This window comes from Aequorivita sinensis (genome assembly GCF_006346335.1).
Lineage (GTDB): Bacteria > Bacteroidota > Bacteroidia > Flavobacteriales > Flavobacteriaceae > Aequorivita > Aequorivita sinensis.
Window position 1 is genome coordinate 87,710 of the sequence record NZ_VDMC01000005.1, and the last position, 21,700, is coordinate 109,409.

General features: G+C 35.8%; 13 protein-coding genes. 2 read left to right on the plus strand and 11 right to left on the minus strand.

The annotated features are described in order from the left end of the window. The first annotated feature begins 43 nt into the window (after positions 1–43). Positions 44–1,027, plus strand: a complete 984-nt coding sequence (locus FHP04_RS07920) for an MBL fold metallo-hydrolase (RefSeq protein ID WP_139855557.1) — start codon at positions 44–46, stop codon at positions 1,025–1,027. A 28-nt stretch (positions 1,028–1,055) separates the two neighbouring features. On the opposite strand, the gene FHP04_RS07925 is transcribed toward FHP04_RS07920, so the two are convergent. From FHP04_RS07925 to FHP04_RS07960, 8 genes are all read right to left on the minus strand, one after another. After that, positions 1,056–3,146, minus strand: a complete 2,091-nt coding sequence (locus FHP04_RS07925) for a gliding motility protein RemB (protein ID WP_139855558.1) — start codon at positions 3,144–3,146, stop codon at positions 1,056–1,058. A 106-nt stretch (positions 3,147–3,252) separates the two neighbouring features. Continuing rightward, positions 3,253–4,032 (minus strand): energy transducer TonB, encoded by a 780-nt coding sequence (locus tag FHP04_RS07930; protein ID WP_139855559.1) that lies wholly within the window; start codon positions 4,030–4,032, stop codon positions 3,253–3,255. A gap of 111 nt (positions 4,033–4,143) precedes the next feature. After that, positions 4,144–4,866: an energy transducer TonB gene (locus tag FHP04_RS07935; protein WP_139855560.1), complete on the minus strand. Its 723-nt coding sequence runs from the start codon at positions 4,864–4,866 to the stop codon at positions 4,144–4,146. 66 nt (positions 4,867–4,932) lie between these two features. Next, positions 4,933–5,325, minus strand: coding sequence for a VanZ family protein (locus FHP04_RS07940; protein ID WP_139855561.1), 393 nt, complete (start codon positions 5,323–5,325; stop codon positions 4,933–4,935). Next, positions 5,315–5,695, minus strand: a complete 381-nt coding sequence (gcvH, locus tag FHP04_RS07945) for a glycine cleavage system protein GcvH (protein ID WP_139855562.1) — start codon at positions 5,693–5,695, stop codon at positions 5,315–5,317. The genes FHP04_RS07940 and gcvH overlap by 11 nt, the downstream gene beginning before the upstream one ends. Positions 5,696–5,713: 18 nt before the next feature. After that, entirely contained in the window at positions 5,714–12,976 is a 7,263-nt protein-coding gene (gene sov / locus FHP04_RS07950; protein WP_139855563.1) for a T9SS outer membrane translocon Sov/SprA, read from the minus strand. Positions 12,977–12,979: 3 nt separating this feature from the next. Further along, a complete protein-coding gene (ruvA, locus tag FHP04_RS07955) occupies positions 12,980–13,561 on the minus strand; it encodes a Holliday junction branch migration protein RuvA (protein WP_139855564.1) in 582 nt (193 codons plus the stop codon). Positions 13,562–13,812: 251 nt separating this feature from the next. Next, positions 13,813–16,095, minus strand: a complete 2,283-nt coding sequence (locus FHP04_RS07960; RefSeq protein WP_139855565.1) for an NADP-dependent malic enzyme — start codon at positions 16,093–16,095, stop codon at positions 13,813–13,815. A 202-nt stretch (positions 16,096–16,297) separates the two neighbouring features. Between FHP04_RS07960 and FHP04_RS07965 the strand changes: the two genes are divergently transcribed. Next, positions 16,298–18,166, plus strand: coding sequence for a hypothetical protein (locus tag FHP04_RS07965; protein ID WP_394344271.1), 1,869 nt, complete (start codon positions 16,298–16,300; stop codon positions 18,164–18,166). A gap of 29 nt (positions 18,167–18,195) precedes the next feature. On the opposite strand, the gene queG is transcribed toward FHP04_RS07965, so the two are convergent. From queG to ruvB, 3 genes are read right to left on the minus strand one after another with little or no spacing between them, the layout of a single operon-like run. Beyond that, positions 18,196–19,122 carry a tRNA epoxyqueuosine(34) reductase QueG gene (gene queG, locus FHP04_RS07970; RefSeq protein WP_139855566.1) on the minus strand — a complete coding sequence of 309 codons (927 nt, stop codon included), beginning with the start codon at positions 19,120–19,122 and terminating at the stop codon, positions 18,196–18,198. A 3-nt stretch (positions 19,123–19,125) separates the two neighbouring features. Further along, positions 19,126–20,457, minus strand: coding sequence for a cytochrome P450 (locus FHP04_RS07975; protein WP_139855567.1), 1,332 nt, complete (start codon positions 20,455–20,457; stop codon positions 19,126–19,128). Between the two features lie 8 nt (positions 20,458–20,465). Further along, a complete protein-coding gene (ruvB, locus tag FHP04_RS07980) occupies positions 20,466–21,488 on the minus strand; it encodes a Holliday junction branch migration DNA helicase RuvB (RefSeq protein WP_139855568.1) in 1,023 nt (340 codons plus the stop codon). Positions 21,489–21,700: the final 212 nt, after the last annotated feature.

Genomic DNA, 21,700 nt, shown 5'->3' on the forward strand with positions numbered 1-21,700 from the left:
CAGCTTTTTTAGTAATTTGAACTAATTTTCAAACTAAAAAAATATGTTATCAAAAATAATTTTAAGCGCCACTTTTTTATTTTCGGTATTTACAGCCCACGCTCAAAGCGATACAGGTCAAGAAATAAACACTAAGATGCTGAAGGTCAGCAACAATATATATATGCTTGAAGGCAAAGGAGGGAATATTGGTTTAAGTTTTGGTGATGACGGGATATTTATGATAGACGACCAATATGCTGAAGGTGTTGAACAAATTCAAAACGACATTAAAAAAATAAGCGATAAACCTGTTCGTTTTTTAATCAACACACACTTTCACGGAGACCATACGGGTGGAAATGTTGCTATGGCGGAAACTGGAACAGTAATTTTCTCACACGAAAACGTCCGTTCTCGACTTCAGGACATCATGGAAGCAGAAAAAAAGAAAACTCCAAAAGAGTCGCTACCAGTAATTACATTTTCAGACGACCTTACTTTTTACTTCAACGGTGAAAAAATTTATGTTTTCCACGTTCACAATGCGCATACCGACGGCGATGCTATGGTATATTTCACCAAAAGCAATGTACTACATGCAGGCGATGTGTTTTTCAATGGGAAATATCCTTTTATCGATACCAATAACGGAGGAAGTATTAAGGGGTATATGTCTGCTATAAACAAAGCACTTCTTGTAATTAACGAAGACACTAAAATAATTCCAGGCCATGGCAATATAGCAAGCTATTCCGATTTTAAAGATTTTCAGGAGATGCTAAGCATATCCTATAGAAAAGTAGCTAAACAATATCTACTAAGTAAAACCGAAGTAGAAGTATTAGCTGATACCAGTTTAACTCAGATGTATGACGATAAAGGCTATGGCGATGGTTTTATCAATAGAGAGCGTTTTTTAAAAATGTTATATGCGGAATTTGCTAAAGAAAATGCTGGTTCTGAAAGCAACAATGAAAAAAATACTAAAGCTCGTGAAAAAATAGAGGAAATGAAGAAAAAGCACGCTGCGAAAGGCAAAAATTAATTTCTAATTTTCCTAAATTTATTTCTCCTTAAAAGTCGTAATACCAGTTAAATAAATCGGTACGGATTCCGAAGTTTATCCAACTTGTTTGATTTTCATAAACAGTTTCAGTATTAACCATCGGATTAAAATCTCTGTAAATAAAACTACCGTAAATCTTTAAGTTGGTTGCGGGATTTATAACATATCCTGCTTGTAATTCGGCGTGAAAGAAATCTGTTGTATTTCCTTGAGCCAAAGTGTTACCATTTTCTGAAACACGATCGTCTTCTGTACCATAGATATCACTTCCATAGAACTTAGAATCCTCGTCAGTGTTAAATTCAAATCCTCGTTTAGCGACTATAAATTTAGCATCACCATATAGTCTTCCTTTCTGATAACGAGCAATTGCAATAAACTCAGAGAAATTTGCTCCTAAAGTATGCGCCAAGGATTGGTTGTTGTGTCCGTAATTAAGTATAACTGAATTATGCGAATAGGTATAAGGACGAACTCTGTTATATTCAGTTTGCAAGTAAAGGTTTTTCAAACCAAAAGCATCGTAATACTTCAGTCCTAATTGATAGCCAGTTTTGTTTTTATAACTTCCATTTCCACCAAACACATCACTACTCGAAAACTCATCTATGATAAACTGTCCATAAGCGTTTATACGATCGTTCACTTTGTATTTCGCACTTAAGCCTATAAGTGCATTTCCACCACGAGACCCAGTAGAGAACTCTATTGCTCGATAAAAAATTATTGGGTTTAAATAATTTACATCAAAACCTCTATCGTTATCATTTTGCCAAACTACTGATTCGAATAGACCTATGTTTAAACGTTTGGTAATATTATAGCTTAAATAGTGATTAGCGATATATTTTGTCCTAAACGAACCACTTTCAGTAACCTCTGGACGTACATCGCGAAGCGACATCCAAGTGTTGGTATATTTCAATTTCCAAAATGTAGTATTTATCTTGAAGAACGGATACGGACTTGAATTATCACTAGTAAGCAATGAACGATAGCCATCTCCTAAAAAAAATTTTCCATGTCCTAATTGAACATTAAAATACTTTGAAGGAGTATAAGAGATATGCCCAGTTGCAATAGGATAATCGTAAGAATCTGTTTTGAAACCTTTTGCTATTCCTCTACCGGGGATGATTGCAGGATTCCCTCCCGCAGGACGAATGGATTCCGCATATCTATTGAAGTAGTCTGCAAAACGACCTTGACTTTCATAAATTACTCCGAAGAAACCTAACTTTTTACCAATCGCTCCTTGAGTATAAACCAAACGAGTATTATTATACGTATCAATATCGGCGTCAAAATCTTTTCCTGCTTGTAAATCAACTCCAACATCTAATGTAATCCAATAATCTTTACCCTTAATTGTAACTAAGTGTTCATCCCAAAACTTCCGACCGAACCATGACTTTTTGTTTTTAGACAACAATTTATTGGCCGCTTCAAAATCGTAATACTTATTTACTTCACTGTATATATATGGCTTTTGTGCTGTGTGACTATTTAATCCAACTCGATTTATAGCAGCATCGAACAAGCTATAGTTATGATGAGAAAGCGGAATATTTATATTGCTTGTATACTCTTCATTATTATAAGGAAGGTTTTTTATATCGTCGTATTCATTTATTAATGCAACTCTAGAATCGTTTTCCTCAATAGCTTTAGAAGTAATTATATTTTCACCAGGTGCAATTAACGGAATAGCAATAGGAAGCGTAAATTGTACATAGGTTGGCGCCCCATTATAAGTTGCTGGACTTACTTGAGGAAGCATTTCAAAAACACGACGTGCTTCATCCTTTAACTCCTCGTAAATACCATCTACATACAAAACCTTAAACTTTCCCTCTTTGGTAACTTCAAATAGCACATTTACATTACCCTTATAATTTTCCTGTACCACTTTTTCAGGTACTTCAAAATTCTTAAAAATGAAGGATTGCAGCGTAGTCTTAAAGCAGCTTTCTAAAGCATTAACATCCACTTGTACACATTCTTCAAAAACCGGATATTTCTCATAATTTGCTAAGGTAACTTGAGCAAAAGACACTATTGAAAAACAAAATGTAATAAGAAAAATAACCTGCTTCATAGGAGTTTATATATTTTAAACCGAAAGATACATTTTTTTTAGAATGAGAAGAATAAAAAAAGGCTCCCATTAAAAATGAGAGCCTTATAAATCTAATAATAACTGATTAATTAATTTTAAACACTATAGGCACAGTGTACAAAACATCTACATATTTATCGCCCTGCTTACCAGGTTTCATCATTGGCAAATTAGCAATAACTCGCTGTGCTTCGTTTTTCAATTTTACATTATGAGAATTGGCTTTAACATCGGTAATGTACCCTTTTGAATCGATTTTGAAGTTCACATAAATTCTATGTGTTTCATTTTTATTCAAATCTTCTAAAAGCTCTTTTCTAAAATTTTTATTGATGAAAGAATTGATTTTAGAAGACATACAATCTACCTTTTCAGTATTTGTACTCAATACTTCGCAACCAGGAAAAACCGGCACAAACTCAACATTTAAAATATTCTTGGGACCTTCAGCTACCGGTTCTGAAGGGGTGCTTACTGAAGTTTTTGGCTCTTCAATAACTGGGAGATCAGTTTCAGCTATTGGAGTTTCAACTTCTGTTGAAGTATCTGGCTTAACCTCAAAAGATGTTGTTTTTACAACTTTTTTAATTGGAACTCGCTTTTCTTTAACTTTTTCAACTGGAGCTTCAGGCTTTGGAATATCTACATCAATTACATAATCAATAATAGGAGGTTCGTTTAAGCCATCAAAAGTATCAGGCTCAACCACAGATGCAGTAGCTTTAAAATTGGTTTGCATCACTATGAAAACGATTAGCAAACTCGCAATTACACCTATTTGGAAAAACAAACTTGAATTCCACTTGATGCTTATAGCGCGCTTATCATCTCTTTTGTTTTGAGTACTTTTTGCGGTTGTTTTCATAATAATAGTTTTTAAGGGTTACATTATTATGAAATACAACTGTTATGCCAAAAAGAAAAAGCCTCGTATTTGCTAGTGCAAACCGAGGCTTTTAATGTTATGTAATTTCAATTATTGAATATCGAAAACAATAGGTAGTGAGTATAATACCCCAACTGGTTTCCCACGTTGTTTACCCGGAGTCATATCAGGTAGAGATCTTACAACACTCACTGCTTCTTTTTCCAATCTTGGATGCGGAGCACGAGCACGTACATCAATTACCTTCCCACTTTTGTCAATTTTAAACTGAACTGCGATACGTTGTCTTCCTTCCAAACCTAAATCTGAAGCTAGATTAGTATCGAATTTCTTGTTGATAAAGGCGCTAATTTTAGAAGACATACACTTTTTCTTAGCGTCATTTCCTCTTTCGTTTTCACACCCAGGATAAACCGGTACATTTTCGATAACTGCGAAAGGTACATCAGCAATCTCTTCTTCTACTACCTCTTCTACAATCTCCTTAACCTCAACAATTTTTTCATCTTGTTTCACTTCAGTCGATTCGATTACAGTTTCTTCCTCTTCCACTTCGTCTTCCATAACCTCAATAACTTCTGGAGCAGGTGGCGGCGGTGGCGGCGGTGGCGGTGGTGTCAATTGTTGGGTAATTGGAATTTCTTCTTCCAATTCATCACCTACATCAAGAAGACCGTAGTCTAGATCTGATTTATCATAGGTTTTCCATTCTATTGCTTGCCACGCAAGAAATAACATCGCTATCATTCCAATTTGGAAAAAAAGTGTGCTTCTGCGGCCTACATCAACTTTTGGGTTTTTTTTTGTTTCCATTATAGTGGGTTTAACTTGGTGCTAAAATATATAAATTATCGTTCAATTTAAAACTTATTATAAATTTTAAGAATGAAACTTTTCTTTAAACATCTTAAACACTAAAATTCCTAATAAAGCACCTAGTAAATCTGCTAAAAAGTCGAAGACATCGCCAGATCGAGAAACAGGTGACAGTTCTTGAAGTACTTCAATTATTATGCCATAAAACATTAAAATCACAAGCAAAACTGTGATAGTTACGGCACTTAGATTATGTTTCTTATGTTTATAAAAATACCATTGCCAAAGATAAATTAGGACAAAAAATATGATTCCGTGAACCCATTTATCAATATGTGGGATATTTATTTTTGATACTTTTTCATTAGGCACAAGCAAGTAAGTAGGTAGAAAAAAAAGTGCTGTTACTGCACAGCTATAAACTACAGCTACAAACAATAAAATCTTACGCTCCAATTACTTCTTTATAAGCATCAGCATCTAACAAATTTTCAATCTCTGAAGCATCACTAAACTTCATTTTAATCATCCAGCCTTCGCCATAAGGATCTGTATTTACCTTCTCTGGCTCGCTTTCAAGGCTTTCATTAAACTCAACAATCTCACCTGATAGCGGCAAGAACAAGTCTGATACTGTTTTAACCGCTTCTACAGATCCAAAGATTTCATCTTTATCAAGTGTATCACCTACGGTTTCGATGTCTACATAAACGATATCACCAAGCTCACTTTGAGCGAAATCTGTAACGCCTATTATTGCAACATCTCCTTCAATTTTAACCCATTCGTGGTCTTTAGTGTACTTTAATTCTGATGGTAAATTCATAGTAATTATTTTTTAAAATTAGTTTCCAAAGTTATATCGCAGGGTAAAGCCACTGCGGATTGTTGTTTGAGGAAATGCAGTTGAGATTGCATACTTCGAGAAAGTATGGTCGTAATAGAATAAAGCCGTTAAGTTTTTACTCAACGCATAATCCATAGTCAATTGAGCTCCGTACATAGTTTGTCCTGCTGTGGTTTGACTATTCTCAATATCTAGATATCTTATTATTGTAACATTATCTCTTCTTGTAAGGTCTATCTTAAAGTTAAGATCACTACTCATAACAGATTTCTTTCCTCCAAAATTGGTTGCAATTCGCAAATCTTTAATTCGGTAACCTAGGCCCACAGTATATTCATTTCCTCTAATTTCGGTAAGCAGGTTGTTGGCAAAACTTAATGCTAGCGCTCGGTCTTTTCGTACCTCTGCTAAAATTTTAACCGAATTCTTCATCTCAAAATCCATTCTAATTAACGGAGAAAACTGTTCGGTTAAGTTAACATTAGTTAATAATGTTTTCACTTTAAAATTACCCGATTGATCTACAGCTTCAGGATCTGCGTGGTTGTAATCTAAATTAGATTGGAATTGGTTTACAGTATACCCAGCTCTATATCCATGAGCTAATGAGAAACGCTTGAAGTTTTTCTTAAACCAAGGCAACCTCATTAATCCAGTATATTTAATATCCCAGTTTGGAAGTGGCACATCCCTAAAGATACCCGTACTTTCTTTACCTGCTTTATTTCCTTTATAAGCTGCAAGGAAGGCTGGCAACAATACGTCCTGACTATTTCTTCCGAAACCTACCGGAAAACCATCTTCCGTTCTAGGAATTGGGCCTCCTTGATAATGTTCTTCCGCAAGTCTGTTTGCAATAATCAAACGGTTATTTCTGAAATCTTCAAACGCAGCAGAATTGGTTTCATCACTAGCAGAAAATGCTGTTTTAATCAACATAGTTGAAATGTTGAAGTTACCAAATGTATTAGGCGTTAAAGAGTTATAAAGCCCATTTTCAACAATGTAGTTTTCAGAATAGTTTTCAGAATATACTCTACTACCATTTACATCAATCGTTAAATCAGTGAATGGTGTTAAGTTAGCCTGAATGTCTAACTGGCGGCTAGTAGTTTCGGTATACTGTTCATTAAATTCAGGGTACAGTGTTAACCAACCTTTACGAGCTGCCAATTCGCGAATTTCATTTTGACTTCCAAACACAAATCCCGTAGTAGGTTTTAAGGTTCCAATAAATCCAACTGAAGGCGTATATCCTGGTAAGTAAATACCATTGTTTTCTTTATAGCTAAGTTGAATTTTCTTTAATGAAGTTGCAAGTCCGATTAAGGTGTTTACAGCTTTATCTCCAGTATTTAAACCTCCTTCACCAGCTCCTGCTGTACCTCTACCCATTACATTAGGGTTTTCAGTTGCAGCTAAACCTAGTCTGCCAGACTTTTCATCTTTACTGTTCTTACCATCTAACCCAGTTCTGCCACCTCTTTCACCAGCTCTTCCTGTTTTAATATCTCCCTCGCCAGTTTCAGTTCTTCGCTGTTTACTTTTCTTTATTTTGGTTAAACCAATATATCTGTAAAAGCCAGTCATATCAACACTCGAGTTGATTTGATGTGTGCTTGCATTCTGAATTGAATTCCCTAAATCATAGTTATTAGTTGAACCATCAGTTAGCGTTACCGGTATATTATTGAATAAGTTACTACTAGCTTGCCACTGATAATCTCCAGTATATGAATAAGTCGCTCTTATAAATTTCAAAAATGGAAACTTATTAAACGGCAAGTCGTAATTCACTTGAAGTGACTGGAAGTGTTGATTAGGATTTCCTACATCGAAGAAACCATCCCACACTCCTACATTATTATTAACGTTACCATCATCATCAAGATAATTGTTTACAATCATGTTGTTGGTTGATGTGAAGTTGAATCGTAATGACTTAGTCAAATTATGATTAATAGTGTACTGCCAATCAAATAAGAAGTTACGCTGGTACAATGTAGGCAATCCAATATTCCCTTCGATAAAGTTAATATCTCTAAATTTTTGCTCGTTATACTGACGCGTAATATTTGAACCAACTGAAATATTAGTCGGCAAGTAATTAAAGTTTAAGTCTTTTAAGAACTGCCAATATTTACCTCTAAAAATTGAGTCGTTCTTTTTAAATGGCTCTATTGGTTTAGCTTCAAAATTGTAATTGTAAGTTGCACCAACTCTTACATTTTGTTCAACAGCATCTTCAACTTCAAAATCGTGGTGATCTGTTTGATTGTATGAGAATGATCCTGTAAAGTTTTCTATGTCGTAAACTTTAGGCTTAGCCTCACCAGTACGTTCTTTACGAACACCTATAAAGTTAACACTTTGACGTTTTGTATAGTCTACAGCTTGCTCCTTAATTCTATCGTGTTCAGCATCACTTACTGCATTATCCAGTCTTGTTTGAAGTTCGATATCTTGGAATTCAGGGTCGTATTGTGGAGTGATAAGCTCTTCAGATCTTCCATAGTTAAATGGCAATTGCACACCCCATTTTTTAGGCAACAACTGTCCTAAGTTAACATTGGTAACAACGTCGTATTGTTGTACGTCTTCTTTACTACGTTGGTTTGGACCTTGCTCTAATGAACCAAATCCAACGGTACTTCTTCTACCTGAAGCACTTACTGTTGCGAAGTCGGCAATATTAGCGTCAAGCGCTACTACCGCAGCCCAACCTCCTTGGTTTTCTAATTCTGAAAGGCGTAATTCATTAAACCACACTTCTCCACTAATATCATTAGTAGTACTATTTTTAACACCCAACATTATAGTTCGAACATTTCCGAAACTTGGATTTCCTTTAATTCCAATGGTCAATTCATTTTCACCACCAGATAAATCTCCACCTAATTCAGACTCGGTGTAATAAACTACTTCAGTAGAGTTTGCTGGAGTAAGGGTTTTTACTTGTTGCAGCAATTCCAATGGTAAATTCAATCGGTTTGCCAATGGCCAAATATCTTCGGGATTTCTCGCGCCAAAACTTGTTGGATTCAACGGAATTTGAACCTCGTAATAGTTGTCGGTTAAATCGTTACCCAATCTAATGAACGCCAATAAATCGCCATTAGTAAGTTCGGTTTCATTTTGAAGCGACTCCGCGTGAATAAACATTTCAAGATTTTTATATTGACGCATATCCACATCAAAATTCTTGTAAACTGCGCGACCGTCATTCGGTTCTAATCCACTAACACGAAGTGAAAGCGATTGTTCGTTTTGACGAATAATATCGTTGTTATTGTTTAACTGCTCACGTTCAAGTCCCGGAGGTAATCGATAAGGAATTGGCTCGCGGTTTTCGTTTTCTTCAATACTTACTGTTGTTACTTCAAAAAGTGTATTGTCCAAAATTGGATCTTCCATAGTAACATCATCCAATGTTTTATCGAAACGCTTATAATCTCCGCGCACTAATTCTAAAGTACCAAATCTTAAAACTGTGTTTTCTGCGAATTGAGACATAAACATTCTCATAAAGCGGATAGAACGGAAATCTGTAATTCCGTTAATAGCTTGGTCAGGCTCACTGATTGGAATTTTAAATTGAACCCAACGCACTGGAATCACACTATTGTTTTCAGTAGTAACTTCTAATTCTTTTACATCAGATACATAGTTATTGTTATCTCTATTCATTCCTGGAAACATAGGAACGTTATATTCGAAATAACTATTTACTGTGTTCATTGTATTATCTCTGTTGATGTCTTCAACATCAGGCTGCGCAGTACTACCTCTATTAGTATCAGTTACTTCTACTGGAGAGTTACCCTGAGTACCATTGTATCTCAAATATCTATCTAAGATATTTCCTTCTGCTTGAAGGAAGTATTGATAATCATCGTTTGCTGGATCTGCTAAGCCGGCAAATTGTGGAAATTCTGCAGCTTCTTCGGCATTGTTTAATCCATCTAATCCTATATCTTGATTAATCCGCTCCTGTCCCTCGGTATTGAAGGTGTAAACTAAAGATTGATTTGAAGGTACTTTACCCCAAGCTGTTGAAGTAGTATTTCCGGTTGAACCATCCTTAGGAAGTCCATTTTCATACTGCTTTCTTCCATCTTTAAGAATATCTTCCGAAATATTCCCAAGGTTAAAGTTTAGCATTCCACCAGGGTTGGTATTGTTTTCCTCATAAATAAACGGGTCCATCACCCAGAATTGAATATACTCTACATTTGAGCGCTCAAAATCTGTGGTTGTAAGTGGTCTCATTATACCTCCAAAATTATCTTCTGGATTAGGAAGTTCATTTGTTCCGTTTGCTGCTGGGTTGTAATTATACTCTCCACGGCGTGAAGGGTAGTAAGCTAAATCTAAGGTGAAAAGTGCTTGTGTTTGTCCTTGTATAATATCTTGATTGGGGAATATTTCATCTCTAAATACTCTTCTTGAGAATGGCGAAGAAAGGTCTTCATCATTAATTCCGTTTGGACGTTGTGTACTATAAAAAATAGGATCAATGGTATACCACGCTAACTTAGCACGCTTGAAGTTATAAGACAAATCATTATTTATAACTTCTCCTCCAAATCCTACCGGAGTACTTGCTAAGAACCAACTTGAAGGACTACTAATATCATTTGCTGTTTGTGAAGACTCAAAATCATCTACATAAACAGTTGTTTTCCCACCAAAGTCAGAAACTTTTGGAGCTCCAGGGCTTAAGTAAGCAAATTCACCTCGTAACGAAACGTTTGACTCAACATCAGTATCGATGTTTGGTAGGTGATTAACCATTCTTGTTAAGAAAGGTACTTCGGTAGAATAAGTTGCATTTATACCATATACAGTGTTGTTGATAGGTTCTACACCATACGATGATTTTTGAGTTAGCGGACGCTCATTTAAGTTTAAATACGTAGCACCAATCATAAATTTATCACTGAATTTATGCTCAACATTTAAACCTGTAAATCGCTTACTTTGTTGACCAAAAAGTGAATTGTTTTCAGTGCTAATAGAAATTGGCGTTTTGCTGTTTAACAAACTTGGGTCTATAATTTTAACTCTACCTAATTGATAGTTTACTGTATAATCTACACCCTCAACTAAAGTACGACCACCAGCGGTAACAGTAACGGAACCTTGAGGAATGTTAAATGCCCCAATAGGAATACCATCTGCACCTGTAGATTTATAACTACCTTTTAGTTGGAATTTATTTTTCTCACTTTCTAATTGTTCAGCTCTAGTTTTTGTAGAAGTATAAAGCGATCTAAAAACGTATTTATGCTGGTTTGCATTATACGTTTCGGGAATATCGTAGCTTGCAGGAGGAACTCCTGTAGTTGGTGTTTGATTTAATTGATCGAATAAGTGCTTACCGAAAGGCTCAACAGTAGGGAATATAATTCGACCATTTTGTGAATCTACGGTAATTCCATCTAAGAAATCAAAGAAACCATCCCCTCCATTTTGAGGATCGTTGTTAAAGTTAAGTCTATCTAAATTAAATACTCTAAGAAGAATTTCATCTTTTACATCTTCAGGAAGTTGTGCATAAGGATGACCAGGAGATGCTTGAGCTTCAGTAATGAAGTTTACAGGAGAAGGATCTGTATAGAAAATATTTAATTTAAAATCTTCCTTTTCAAGTTGGTAAGCTCCAATTGGATAGATGTTTTTCATCATCAAATCCCAAATTGGTTCGGTTACACTAGTAATATTACTCTTTAGAAGTTTTACTACCAGGTTTTGCGCCATTCCTACTTCATTGTTTCCTCCCGGAGGATTGCTGCCTCCTAATTCTCTTGGCCCTCCATTCGCTTCAACCCCGTCGCTAGAAAACTCTCCAACTTGGTAAACCTTTCCGTTTGCAGTAAATTGATAAGAAACCGCAAGAACTTCATCGTTTGATAAACTTTGATTTAACGAGATATACCCTAATTCAGCGTTTAATTTGTACTCGCTCTGGTCTAGTCTTCTCGCATTCTCAAGCGTAGCATAATCGATACCTTCACTTACTTGAACTCCAGAAAAACCTTGCCCTACAGTAGCAACGTCTCGAATAGCTGGGGTTAGTAAAGAAGATGCTCCACCATTTATTCCAAATGGGTTAAAATCGTTGTTCGCGTTATCTGGATATGCATTTCTTCCTACATTAATAAATCCTCCTGGAGGAGTGTTTAAACCAATGTTTAAAGGATCTGATTCCCCAATATCCTGAATTGCAACAATATTTCTTACGTTTTCAGTACGAGAGGTACGGTTTGTAACCCATACTTCCATACGCGTTACTTGTACATTGCTATTTACAAATGGATATTGCGCCAATGCACGATCGTAGTTATCTCTAAAATAATGCGCTAAGAAGAAGTGACGGTTTTCGTCGTAATCTAGTGCATATAGTTCAAAATCGGTGACCGTAGCTCCACCTTCGGCAGTTACAGTTCGCGATTCAGATTTTTGTTCAGAAAACACCCCGGTTATGGTTGTTTTACCAAATTGTAGTTGTGTTTTTACACCAAAAAGACTTTGCGCTCCTTGAATTAAAGAACTGTTAAGCGGCATACTAACATTACCAACTTCAATTTTTTGAATAATATCGTCTTCTGTTGGGGTATATTCAAGTTTTATTTGGTTTTGGAAGTCGAAAGTACTTTGCGTATCGTAGTTTGCGTTTACCTGAAGTCTTGTTCCAACTTTCGCTAAAAGGCTTAAACTGATTCGCTGGTCAAAATCAAAAGAAAAATTTGTTCGGTTTCTCGGTGAAAAAGATGGGTTATCTTGCTTTGTATACAAAACACCAAGATCCATTTCAACAGAACCTTGAGGAATTACTTCAATTGAGGTACCTCCAAAAACAGTTTCAAAGAAGTTTGAATTCACATAAAACGTAGGAAGTAAGTTTTTCTGTTCTTCTTCAGAACCTTCTTTTCGTCCATCAGCAGCGTCGATTTTCTGCTTGAAGTACGATTTCATCTGCTCCTTTTGAATTAAATCTTGATATTCTTTAGGCGTAAGAATAGTTGGATAATTTATATTAAAACCGCCAAGAGTTTGCGAATAGATATACCTGTCGGTAATAGGGTCGTATGTGTATAAATCCTGGATGCTGGTTGGGTTTGGAAGTATCATATTCCCCATTTCATTACCAACTGCGGTTGAATCTTGTGCTAGCGAAGAGTTGCTAACCAAAATGAAACTTAACACTGCTAAAAGCTTGAAAAAGCTACCCTTGTAAACGTAATTTTTTGCCTTCAAATTTTATAAATTTTTTAAAGCTTGTTTAATAATCAATTCTACCGAAGCCTGTGGAGTTTCCTTAATAATGGCATCCACCACCTTTTCAGCCTTTTTTCGAATAAAACCTAGCGTCTCCAAAGCAGATAACGCTTCATTTTTATTCGTATTGCTTGTACCGGCAGAATTTCCTGACAAACCGTACACTTTTAAAATTTTATCTTTTAAATCCAACACTACTCGCTGAGCTGTCTTGGCTCCAATTCCTTTTACCGACTGTATAACTGCAATATCATTCTGTGCGATAGCATCAATAACTTGATCTGGGGATAATGACGAAAGCATAGATCTAGCCGTACTTGCTCCCACTCCTGATACGCTAATTAACAATCTAAATATTTCTCGTTCTGCAACACTGGTAAAACCATAAAGAATATGGGCATCTTCACGTACCTGCAAGTGAGTGTAAAGCTTTATACTTTCACTGGCGGGAATTTCGGAAAATGTATGCAAAGATATATTGATGAAATACCCTACACCATTGCAGTCTATCACTACGTCAGTTGGGTTTTTTTCAACTAATCTGCCCTGTATATGGGTTATCATATGTTAATAAAAACTAAAGGGTTCAAATATAGTATAATTATTTGCAACTGCCATTGGGGATTTTTGGAAATATAAATAACATATTAAGCTTAAAAACAAGGTGATTTGAATTATAAAACTTCAACAATAACTATCTATATTGTAGCTTTTATATAATTGTAAATAAAAAAGCATTGCTCTAAATCTAGGCAATGCTTTTTTAATGTGTATAAACTAACTTATAGAATTAATATAAAAATATGGAACTCTAATTATAATTTACCTCGTTTCTCCTTCTGCTGGGCATCCACAACGGCAACGGCACTCATGTTTACGATTTCATCTACACTAGCTTTCATCTGTAATATATGCACTGGTTTACGCATTCCCAACATTATTGGTCCGATAGATTCAACACCGTTTAGTTCTTTTAAAAGCTTATAATTGCTGTTTGCAGAATCTAAGTTTGGAAAAATTAATGCATTCACCTTTTTTCCAGCCAATTTTGAAAATGGGAATTTCTTCTTTAATAGCTCTGCGTTCAAGGCAAAGTCTGTCTGTAGTTCTCCATCCAAAATCATATCTGGATTACTCTTGTGAATGATATCAACCGCTTCTCTAACTTTAGTTGCGTGAGGATCCTTTGAAGAACCGAAGTTTGCATACGAAATCATCGCTATTACCGGCTCCATACCAAACATTTTGATGGTGTAATTGGTCATTCGAGCAATTTGGGCTAGCTCTTTTGCTGTAGGGTCAATATTTAAAGACGTGTCTGATATAAATATCGGACCACGTTTTGTGATCATTAAATTGGTTGTAGCAACTTTATTTACACCATCAAATTTTCCTATAGTTTCAAATACAGGTTTTACCACAAGTGGGTAAGAACGGGAGAACCCTGAAATCATCGCATCTACATCCCCTTCACTAACCATCATCCCTGCAAAGTAATTACGCTCTGTCATCAACTTTTGAGCATCGTATAGCGTAACACCTGTTCGCCTTCTCTTCATCCAGAATTTTTCGGCGTATTCATCAAATTTTTCAGGTTTTATATCACTCTTTGGATCAATAATTTCTATATCGGCATCAAACTCCAATTGCTCCATATAATCCTTAATAACATCTTTTCTTCCTAATAAAACTGGAATACCGATACCTTCTTCATATACAATTTGAGCCGCTTTTAACACGTCTAGATGATCTGCTTCTGTATATACAATACGCTTAGGTTTTAGCTTTGCTCTATTGATTAATAAACGAATGGTTTTATTGTCACTACCCATACGTTCGTATAGTTCATCTTGATACTTCTGCCAATCGGTAATTTCGTGTGTTGCCACTCCGCTTTCCATTGCAGCTTTTGCAACTGCCGGAGGAACAGCAGTTATTAATCTAGGGTCAAAAGGTTTTGGGATTATATATTCTCTACCAAACGTAAGCTTCGTTTCCCCGTAAGCAATATTAACCTGCTCTGGCACTGGCTCTTTTGCAAGATTTGCAAGTGCTTTTACAGCTGCCATTTTCATAGCTTCGTTTATTTTTGTTGCCCGTACATCTAGTGCACCTCTAAAAATAAATGGGAAACCTAGAACATTGTTTACTTGGTTAGGATGATCACTACGTCCCGTAGCCATTATAATATCTTTTCTAGTTTTTACAGCTAAATCGTATTCAATTTCCGGGTCAGGATTAGCCATGGCAAATACAATAGGATTTGCATTCATGCTCAACAGCATTTCTGGAGTTACAATGTCTTTTACTGAAAGCCCTACAAACACATCTGCATCTTTCATAGCTTCCTCCAAGGTGTCTATTTTTCGATGAGAAGCAAATTCTGCTTTTTCGTCTGAAAGGCTTTCGCGATCATCCCTAATCACTCCCTTGCTATCCAACATTACAATATTTTCAGCCTTTGCTCCGCATGATTTGTAAAGTCGCGTACAAGAAACCGCGGCAGCACCTGCACCACTAATTACGATAACAGCATCTTCAATTTTCTTATTTGCTAATTCCAAAGCATTGAGCAATGCTGCTGCCGAAATTATTGCTGTACCGTGCTGGTCGTCGTGCATTACAGGAATATTCAACTCTTCTTTCAACCTTCTTTCAATCTCAAAGGCTTCAGGAGCTTTTATATCCTCTAGGTTTATTCCTCCAAAAGTTGGCGCTATGTTTTTTACTGTAGCGATAAATTCTTCAATATCTTCTGTACCAATTTCAATATCAAACACATCGATGTCTGCAAAAATCTTAAACAGCAAACCTTTACCTTCCATTACAGGCTTAGACGCTTCAGGGCCAATATTGCCCAATCCTAACACCGCAGTTCCATTAGAGATAACTGCTACTAAATTCCCTTTGTTAGTATATTTATATGCGTTTTTTAAATCTTTTTCTATTTCAAGACAAGGTTCTGCAACTCCTGGCGAATATGCTAAGGAAAGATCACGTTGTGTAGAATAACCTTTGGTTGGAACTACCTGAATTTTCCCAGGTTTTGGTTTTGCATGGTATAATAATGCTTCTCTGCGTTTGCTCTGTTTGCTCATATTTCTTTACAACATTTATTTATAAAAATCACCAATCAATAAATCTAGTGATGATACTCCAAAGGTACGAGTTTTGAAATAATCCGTAGCATGAATAGCTTCTCGGTTTTTAATATGAATATTTAGAAATGTTTAAAATTTTAAAGCAAAGAAAATGCTTAGCTTTCAATACTTTTGAAAAGAATTAATCTTAAAGGTGAAATTGAAAAAGCTTTTATTTCTCATATTACTATTTTATACATCCTCCCAACTTTCCGCTCAAAACAAACAGACGGAAAAGGATAGTACTGGGATTTATCAAGAAATAGAGTCGTATTCTAAAAAGAGTAAGTTTACAAAAATGGTTCATCGGTGGCTATTTAGATCTACTGCTAATAAATCTAAGGTGGAACCTACCCATAAAAAGAACCCTAATTATAAAAAACACGAAGGAAAAATAATCCGTAAAATAATAATCAACACTAAAGATCCTTTTGGGTATTCTATAAATGATAGTACTCAAACTGCAAATAGTTGGCTAGAGAAAACTGGAAACAATCTACATATTAAATCTAAACCTTTAGCTATTCATAATTTCTTGCTTCTAAAAGAAAAGAAACCTTTAGACACCTTATTGCTTTTAGAAAGTGAGCGTTTGCTTCGTTCACAAAACTACATTCGTGAGGTTAAGATTGAAACCCAGGAAATCCCTAATTCCAAAGATTCTGTAGACGTAGTTATTACCGCGCTGGATTCGTGGAGTTTAACACCTAAGGTTCAGCTTTCTAGTTCTCAGACGAAATTCAAACTAAAAGAGCGGAACATTCTTGGTACAGGGCATCAGTTAAGACTAGAATTTTCAAATAGATTGGATGATGGAAGAGACGCCTACAAAGCAAGTTATAGCGTTCCAAACTTCTTGAATACTTTCATAAGTGCTGATGGAAGGTATTCTATTGATTACGAAGGTTATTTTGAAAAAACCCTAGCACTCGACCGCATATTCTACTCACCATTAACCCGTTGGGCGGGAGGAGTATTTTTACAAGAACGCTTTTTAGGAAGAGAACTAAAAAACGACACCGCAGGCTACGCAATAAAAAACATGAAATTTATTGCCCAAGATTACTGGGGCGGACATTCATTTCGGCTATTTGAAGGTAATTCCGAAAGAGAACGAACAACAAACCTTATTTTAAGTGCGCGTGCTTTACTAGTAGATTATAGAGATATCCCTCCTATTGAATACGATAGCATCCGATTCTTTTCCGATGAAAAATTTTATTTAGCAAGTATAGGAGTAGCCTCTAGACAATTCGTGAAAGACAATTATATTTTTAAAGATGGGATTACCGAAGATGTTCCGGTAGGCGTAGTCTATTCAATTACTGGGGGGATTCAGAATAAAAACAATAAAAACAGACCTTATCTTGGAGCGAAAATAGCCTATGGAAATTATTTTAAGTTTGGGTTTTTAAGCACCAATTTTGAACTTGGAACATTCTTTAACGATGCGCATACGCAGCAAACTGTATTCAATTTTGAAGCCACCTATTTTTCGCACCTCCTACAACTTGGTGACAAATGGAAAATGAGACAGTTTGTAAAACCTCAATTTGTAATAGGAATGAACCGTCTAGAATCTGAAGTGGATAGGCTAAGCCTAAATGAGCGAGGTTATTTTAATGGAGCATATGGTAACCTTTATTCCAATTATAGAAATGGAGCCATTCACGGCTTCGACGCCTCAATTGTAGGAACTCAAAAATATGTTCTTGCCTTGCAAACCCAATTTTACTCACCTTGGGAGCTCTTAGGTTTTAGATTTAATCCATTCGTGAATGTTACCCTAGGAATGCTTGCGGAAAGTAATAGAAGTTGGAAACGAAATCCTATATACTCTTCGTTTGGACTAGGGTTTATTATCAGAAATGACTATTTGGTTTTTAGTTCTTTTCAGTTGTCATTTGCATATTACCCTCAAATTCCTGGACAAGGAAAAAATATCTTTAAATCTAATGCTTTTGAAAGTGAAGACTTTGGCTTCCAAAACTTCCAAATTGGGAAACCTAGAACTGTAATCTATAATTAACCTTCAACTTCTTTATTCTGAAGCAGAAATCAATCTTTTAAAAATTGAATGTTTCTTGTGAGTCCGGTGTACTTTGTTCGCTTTACTGCACTCTTTTTAAATATTTCACGAAAAACGTCTTCGGTGATTTCCTCCCAATCTTTTTTCGTCATAGAAAGTAATTCAGGATGAGGATTAAAAAGCGGTTCGTTATGTGGTTTACTGAAACGATTCCAAGGGCAAACATCTTGACAAATGTCACAGCCAAACATCCAATCTTGAAATTTTCCTTTTTCTGAAATAGGAATTTCGTTTTTTAATTCGATAGTGAAATATGAAATGCATTTGCTTCCATCTACAACCCTATCTGCTACAATAGCATTTGTAGGGCAAGCATCGATACAAGCTGTACAGGTGCCGCAATGGTCTGTAACGGGATTATCGTATTCTAAGTCGAGATCGACGATTAACTCGGCAATAAAATAAAATGACCCAGATTGTTTGGTGAGCAAGTTACTGTGTTTTCCTATCCACCCTAATCCACTTTTTGCAGCCCATGCTTTATCTAATACTGGAGCAGAATCGACGAAGGCTCTTCCATTCACTTCACCAATTTCTTCCGATATAAAGTGCATTAGTTCTTTTAGCTTATCCTTTATAATAAAATGATAGTCGGTGCCGTAGGCATATTTAGAAATTTTATATGAATCATTGTTTTGAATTTGAGTAGGGTAATAATTTAGCAATAATGAAATCACACTTTTAGAACCAGGCACTAGAACTGTTGGGTCTAGTCTTTTATCAAAATGGTTTTCCATATATCCCATTTCGCCATTCATATTATTTTTTAGCCATTTTTCTAATCGAGGCGCTTCTTCTTCAAGAAAAGCTGCTTTGCTTATACCACAAGAAAGGAACCCCAAGCGTTTTGCTTCGGATTTTATTAATTGCGAATATTTTGCTGCATTTTCAATCAAAACTTATCTTAAATAAAACTCCAAAATTGCATTTTTTGGTTTTAAGGTTATTAGTGGTTTTATTTCTATTGGTGAATTCTTTTCAGAAATCTTATATGTTTTTACAATTTCTGCAATCGCTAGTATCATTTCATACATTGCAAAGTTATTACCAATACACATTCTTGGGCCAGCGCCAAAAGGAAAATAGTGCCCCGAATACTCTTTAGCGTTCACATCGGAAAACCGTTCTGGCCTAAATTTCTCAGGCTCATCCCAGTTTTTTGGGTCGGTATGAATCTCTAACAATGAAAATAATAAACTTGAATTTTTCGGAATAAACATCCCTTCAAAAGTATCGTCTTCAATATTCACTCTATCTATAAAATATGCCGGAGGGTAAAGACGAAGTGATTCTTCTATTACATTCTTGGTATACGAACAGTTTTTAATGAAGTCCATTAAGCCTGTCGAATTCTCGGATGCGGCAGTTATTTCGGCATAAATCTTATCTTGTACTTGAGGGTTTCGAGCTAATAATTCACAAGTAAATGTAAGTGCATTTGAAGTTGTTTCGTGACCAGCAGTAAACAATATTAAAATTTCATCTATCAACTGCTTATCGTCCATTCCACTTCCATCTTCGTATCTAGCGTCTAAAAGCATATCTAGTAAGTCATCCTCACGAACACCCGATTGTCTCCTTTCATTTACAAGTCTCTTAAGAATGTTTCTCGCTTCTTTAGTTTCAGCAAGATGTTTAGAAAGTTCGCCGCTCAACTTAAACCACCAGCCCAAGTACGGCATACGCAATTCCTTTACCAGCATGTGTTGAGCAGATTCGGTGATATGTTGAAGCCTTTTTATTTCTCGACTGTCAACGGCACTACTAAAAAGAGATTTTACTACCGTTTGAAAAGCGAGGTCGTTGAAAACAGGAAAGATATCTTTCGCTTTAGCCGTTTCAATTTTGGAAAGTTCAATTTCAATTGCACTTTGAATAGCGTCTAGTAAATTAACCAACTGTTTTTTATGAAAAGCAGGTTGAATTAGTTTACGTTGTTTTTGCCAAAACTCTCCTTCTGAAGTAAGAAGTCCGTTACCTACATACTTAACAAGATCTCGAGTTTGTATGGGAGATTTTTTATAATTCTTATGGTTTTTCTGAAGTGCATATTGTGCTAAGCCAGCATCACGAGAAAAAATCACAGATTTTCCAAACCCGAGCTTCAACCGAAATGTGTCCCCCTTATTTTCAAAATTACTATGATGAAATGGCAGAGGGTTTTTTAAAATCTGAGTGGAGTGAATCAGAAATCGGAAGGCAGAAACCGATGGGATTTTCTTTACTTCCATAGCACAAATTAAAACAATTCACTTTGAGTTGAACCTCTATTCTTGCCAAGATGCTTATAAGCCGCCTCAGTAACTTCCCTTCCCCTTGGAGTTCTCATAATAAACCCTTGTTGAATTAAGAAAGGTTCGTATACTTCTTCTATGGTTTCAGGACTTTCGGAAACAGCGGTTGCAATAGTTGTAATTCCAACAGGTCCGCCTTTAAACTTTTCGATTATTGTAGAAAGAATTTTATTGTCCATTTCATCTAAACCGAAGGCATCTACATTCAAGGCGTTTAATCCAAACCTTGCTATTTCAATATCAATTTTTCCATTTCCTTTTATCTGAGCAAAATCTCTAATTCTACGTAAAAGAGCATTTGCAATACGAGGTGTACCACGGCTGCGTCCTGCTATTTCTATAGCAGCTTCCATAGCGATAGGCACATTTAAAATACTTGCACTACGCTGTATTATTGTAGTTAACAATTCGGTAGAATAGTATTGAAGTCTGGAAGAAATTCCAAAACGTGCACGCATAGGCGCTGTAAGTAAACCTGAACGGGTTGTTGCACCTACTAGCGTAAAGGGATTTAAATTAATTTGAACCGAGCGCGCATTAGGCCCAGATTCAATCATTATATCAATCTTATAGTCTTCCATTGCTGAATAAAGATATTCTTCAACAATGGGGCTTAAACGATGTATCTCGTCAATAAAAAGTACATCCCGTTCATCCAAATTGGTGAGTAATCCAGCAAGGTCACCCGGTTTGTCTAATACAGGACCAGAAGTTACTCTAATATTAACGTCGAGCTCATTTGCAAGAATGTGTGCTAATGTTGTTTTACCTAATCCTGGAGGCCCGTGAAATAGCGTATGATCTAAAGCTTCACCTCTTTGATTTGCAGCTTGCACAAAAATTTGAAGATTTTCCAGTGCTTGATCTTGTCCTGTAAAGTCTTCAAAGCTTAATGGACGTAGTTGTTTCTCAATATCCAATTCCTGTGGGGATAAATTTTCGCCGGTGGGATCAAGGTTTTCATTCATAAAACAAATATAAGGAATCGGCAGATAGGAAGTGTAATTGTAATAACTGTAGAAATAAGAAAAAGCAGAAAAAACAACAAGCCGTGCTTTTTAGCACGGCTTGTCAAATAACTTGTAGTCTCCTCACTTCCTACTCATTATTATCTATTCAAAGATAACATGGTTTAAACTACTAGGAAATACGTGTTACTACTAATATTTTGCGTTAAACA

Bases quoted from the DNA above. Each gene is read 5' to 3' on its own strand.
- FHP04_RS07920 (WP_139855557.1), top strand. From the start codon at position 44: ATGTTATCAAAAATAATTTTAAGCGCCACTTTTTTATTTTCGGTATTT.
- FHP04_RS07925 (WP_139855558.1), bottom strand. From the start codon at position 3,146: ATGAAGCAGGTTATTTTTCTTATTACATTTTGTTTTTCAATAGTGTCT.
- FHP04_RS07930 (WP_139855559.1), bottom strand. From the start codon at position 4,032: ATGAAAACAACCGCAAAAAGTACTCAAAACAAAAGAGATGATAAGCGC.
- FHP04_RS07935 (WP_139855560.1), bottom strand. From the start codon at position 4,866: ATGGAAACAAAAAAAAACCCAAAAGTTGATGTAGGCCGCAGAAGCACA.
- gcvH (WP_139855562.1), bottom strand. From the start codon at position 5,695: ATGAATTTACCATCAGAATTAAAGTACACTAAAGACCACGAATGGGTT.
- ruvA (WP_139855564.1), bottom strand. From the start codon at position 13,561: ATGATAACCCATATACAGGGCAGATTAGTTGAAAAAAACCCAACTGAC.
- FHP04_RS07960 (WP_139855565.1), bottom strand. From the start codon at position 16,095: ATGAGCAAACAGAGCAAACGCAGAGAAGCATTATTATACCATGCAAAA.
- FHP04_RS07975 (WP_139855567.1), bottom strand. From the start codon at position 20,457: ATGGAAGTAAAGAAAATCCCATCGGTTTCTGCCTTCCGATTTCTGATT.
- ruvB (WP_139855568.1), bottom strand. From the start codon at position 21,488: ATGAATGAAAACCTTGATCCCACCGGCGAAAATTTATCCCCACAGGAA.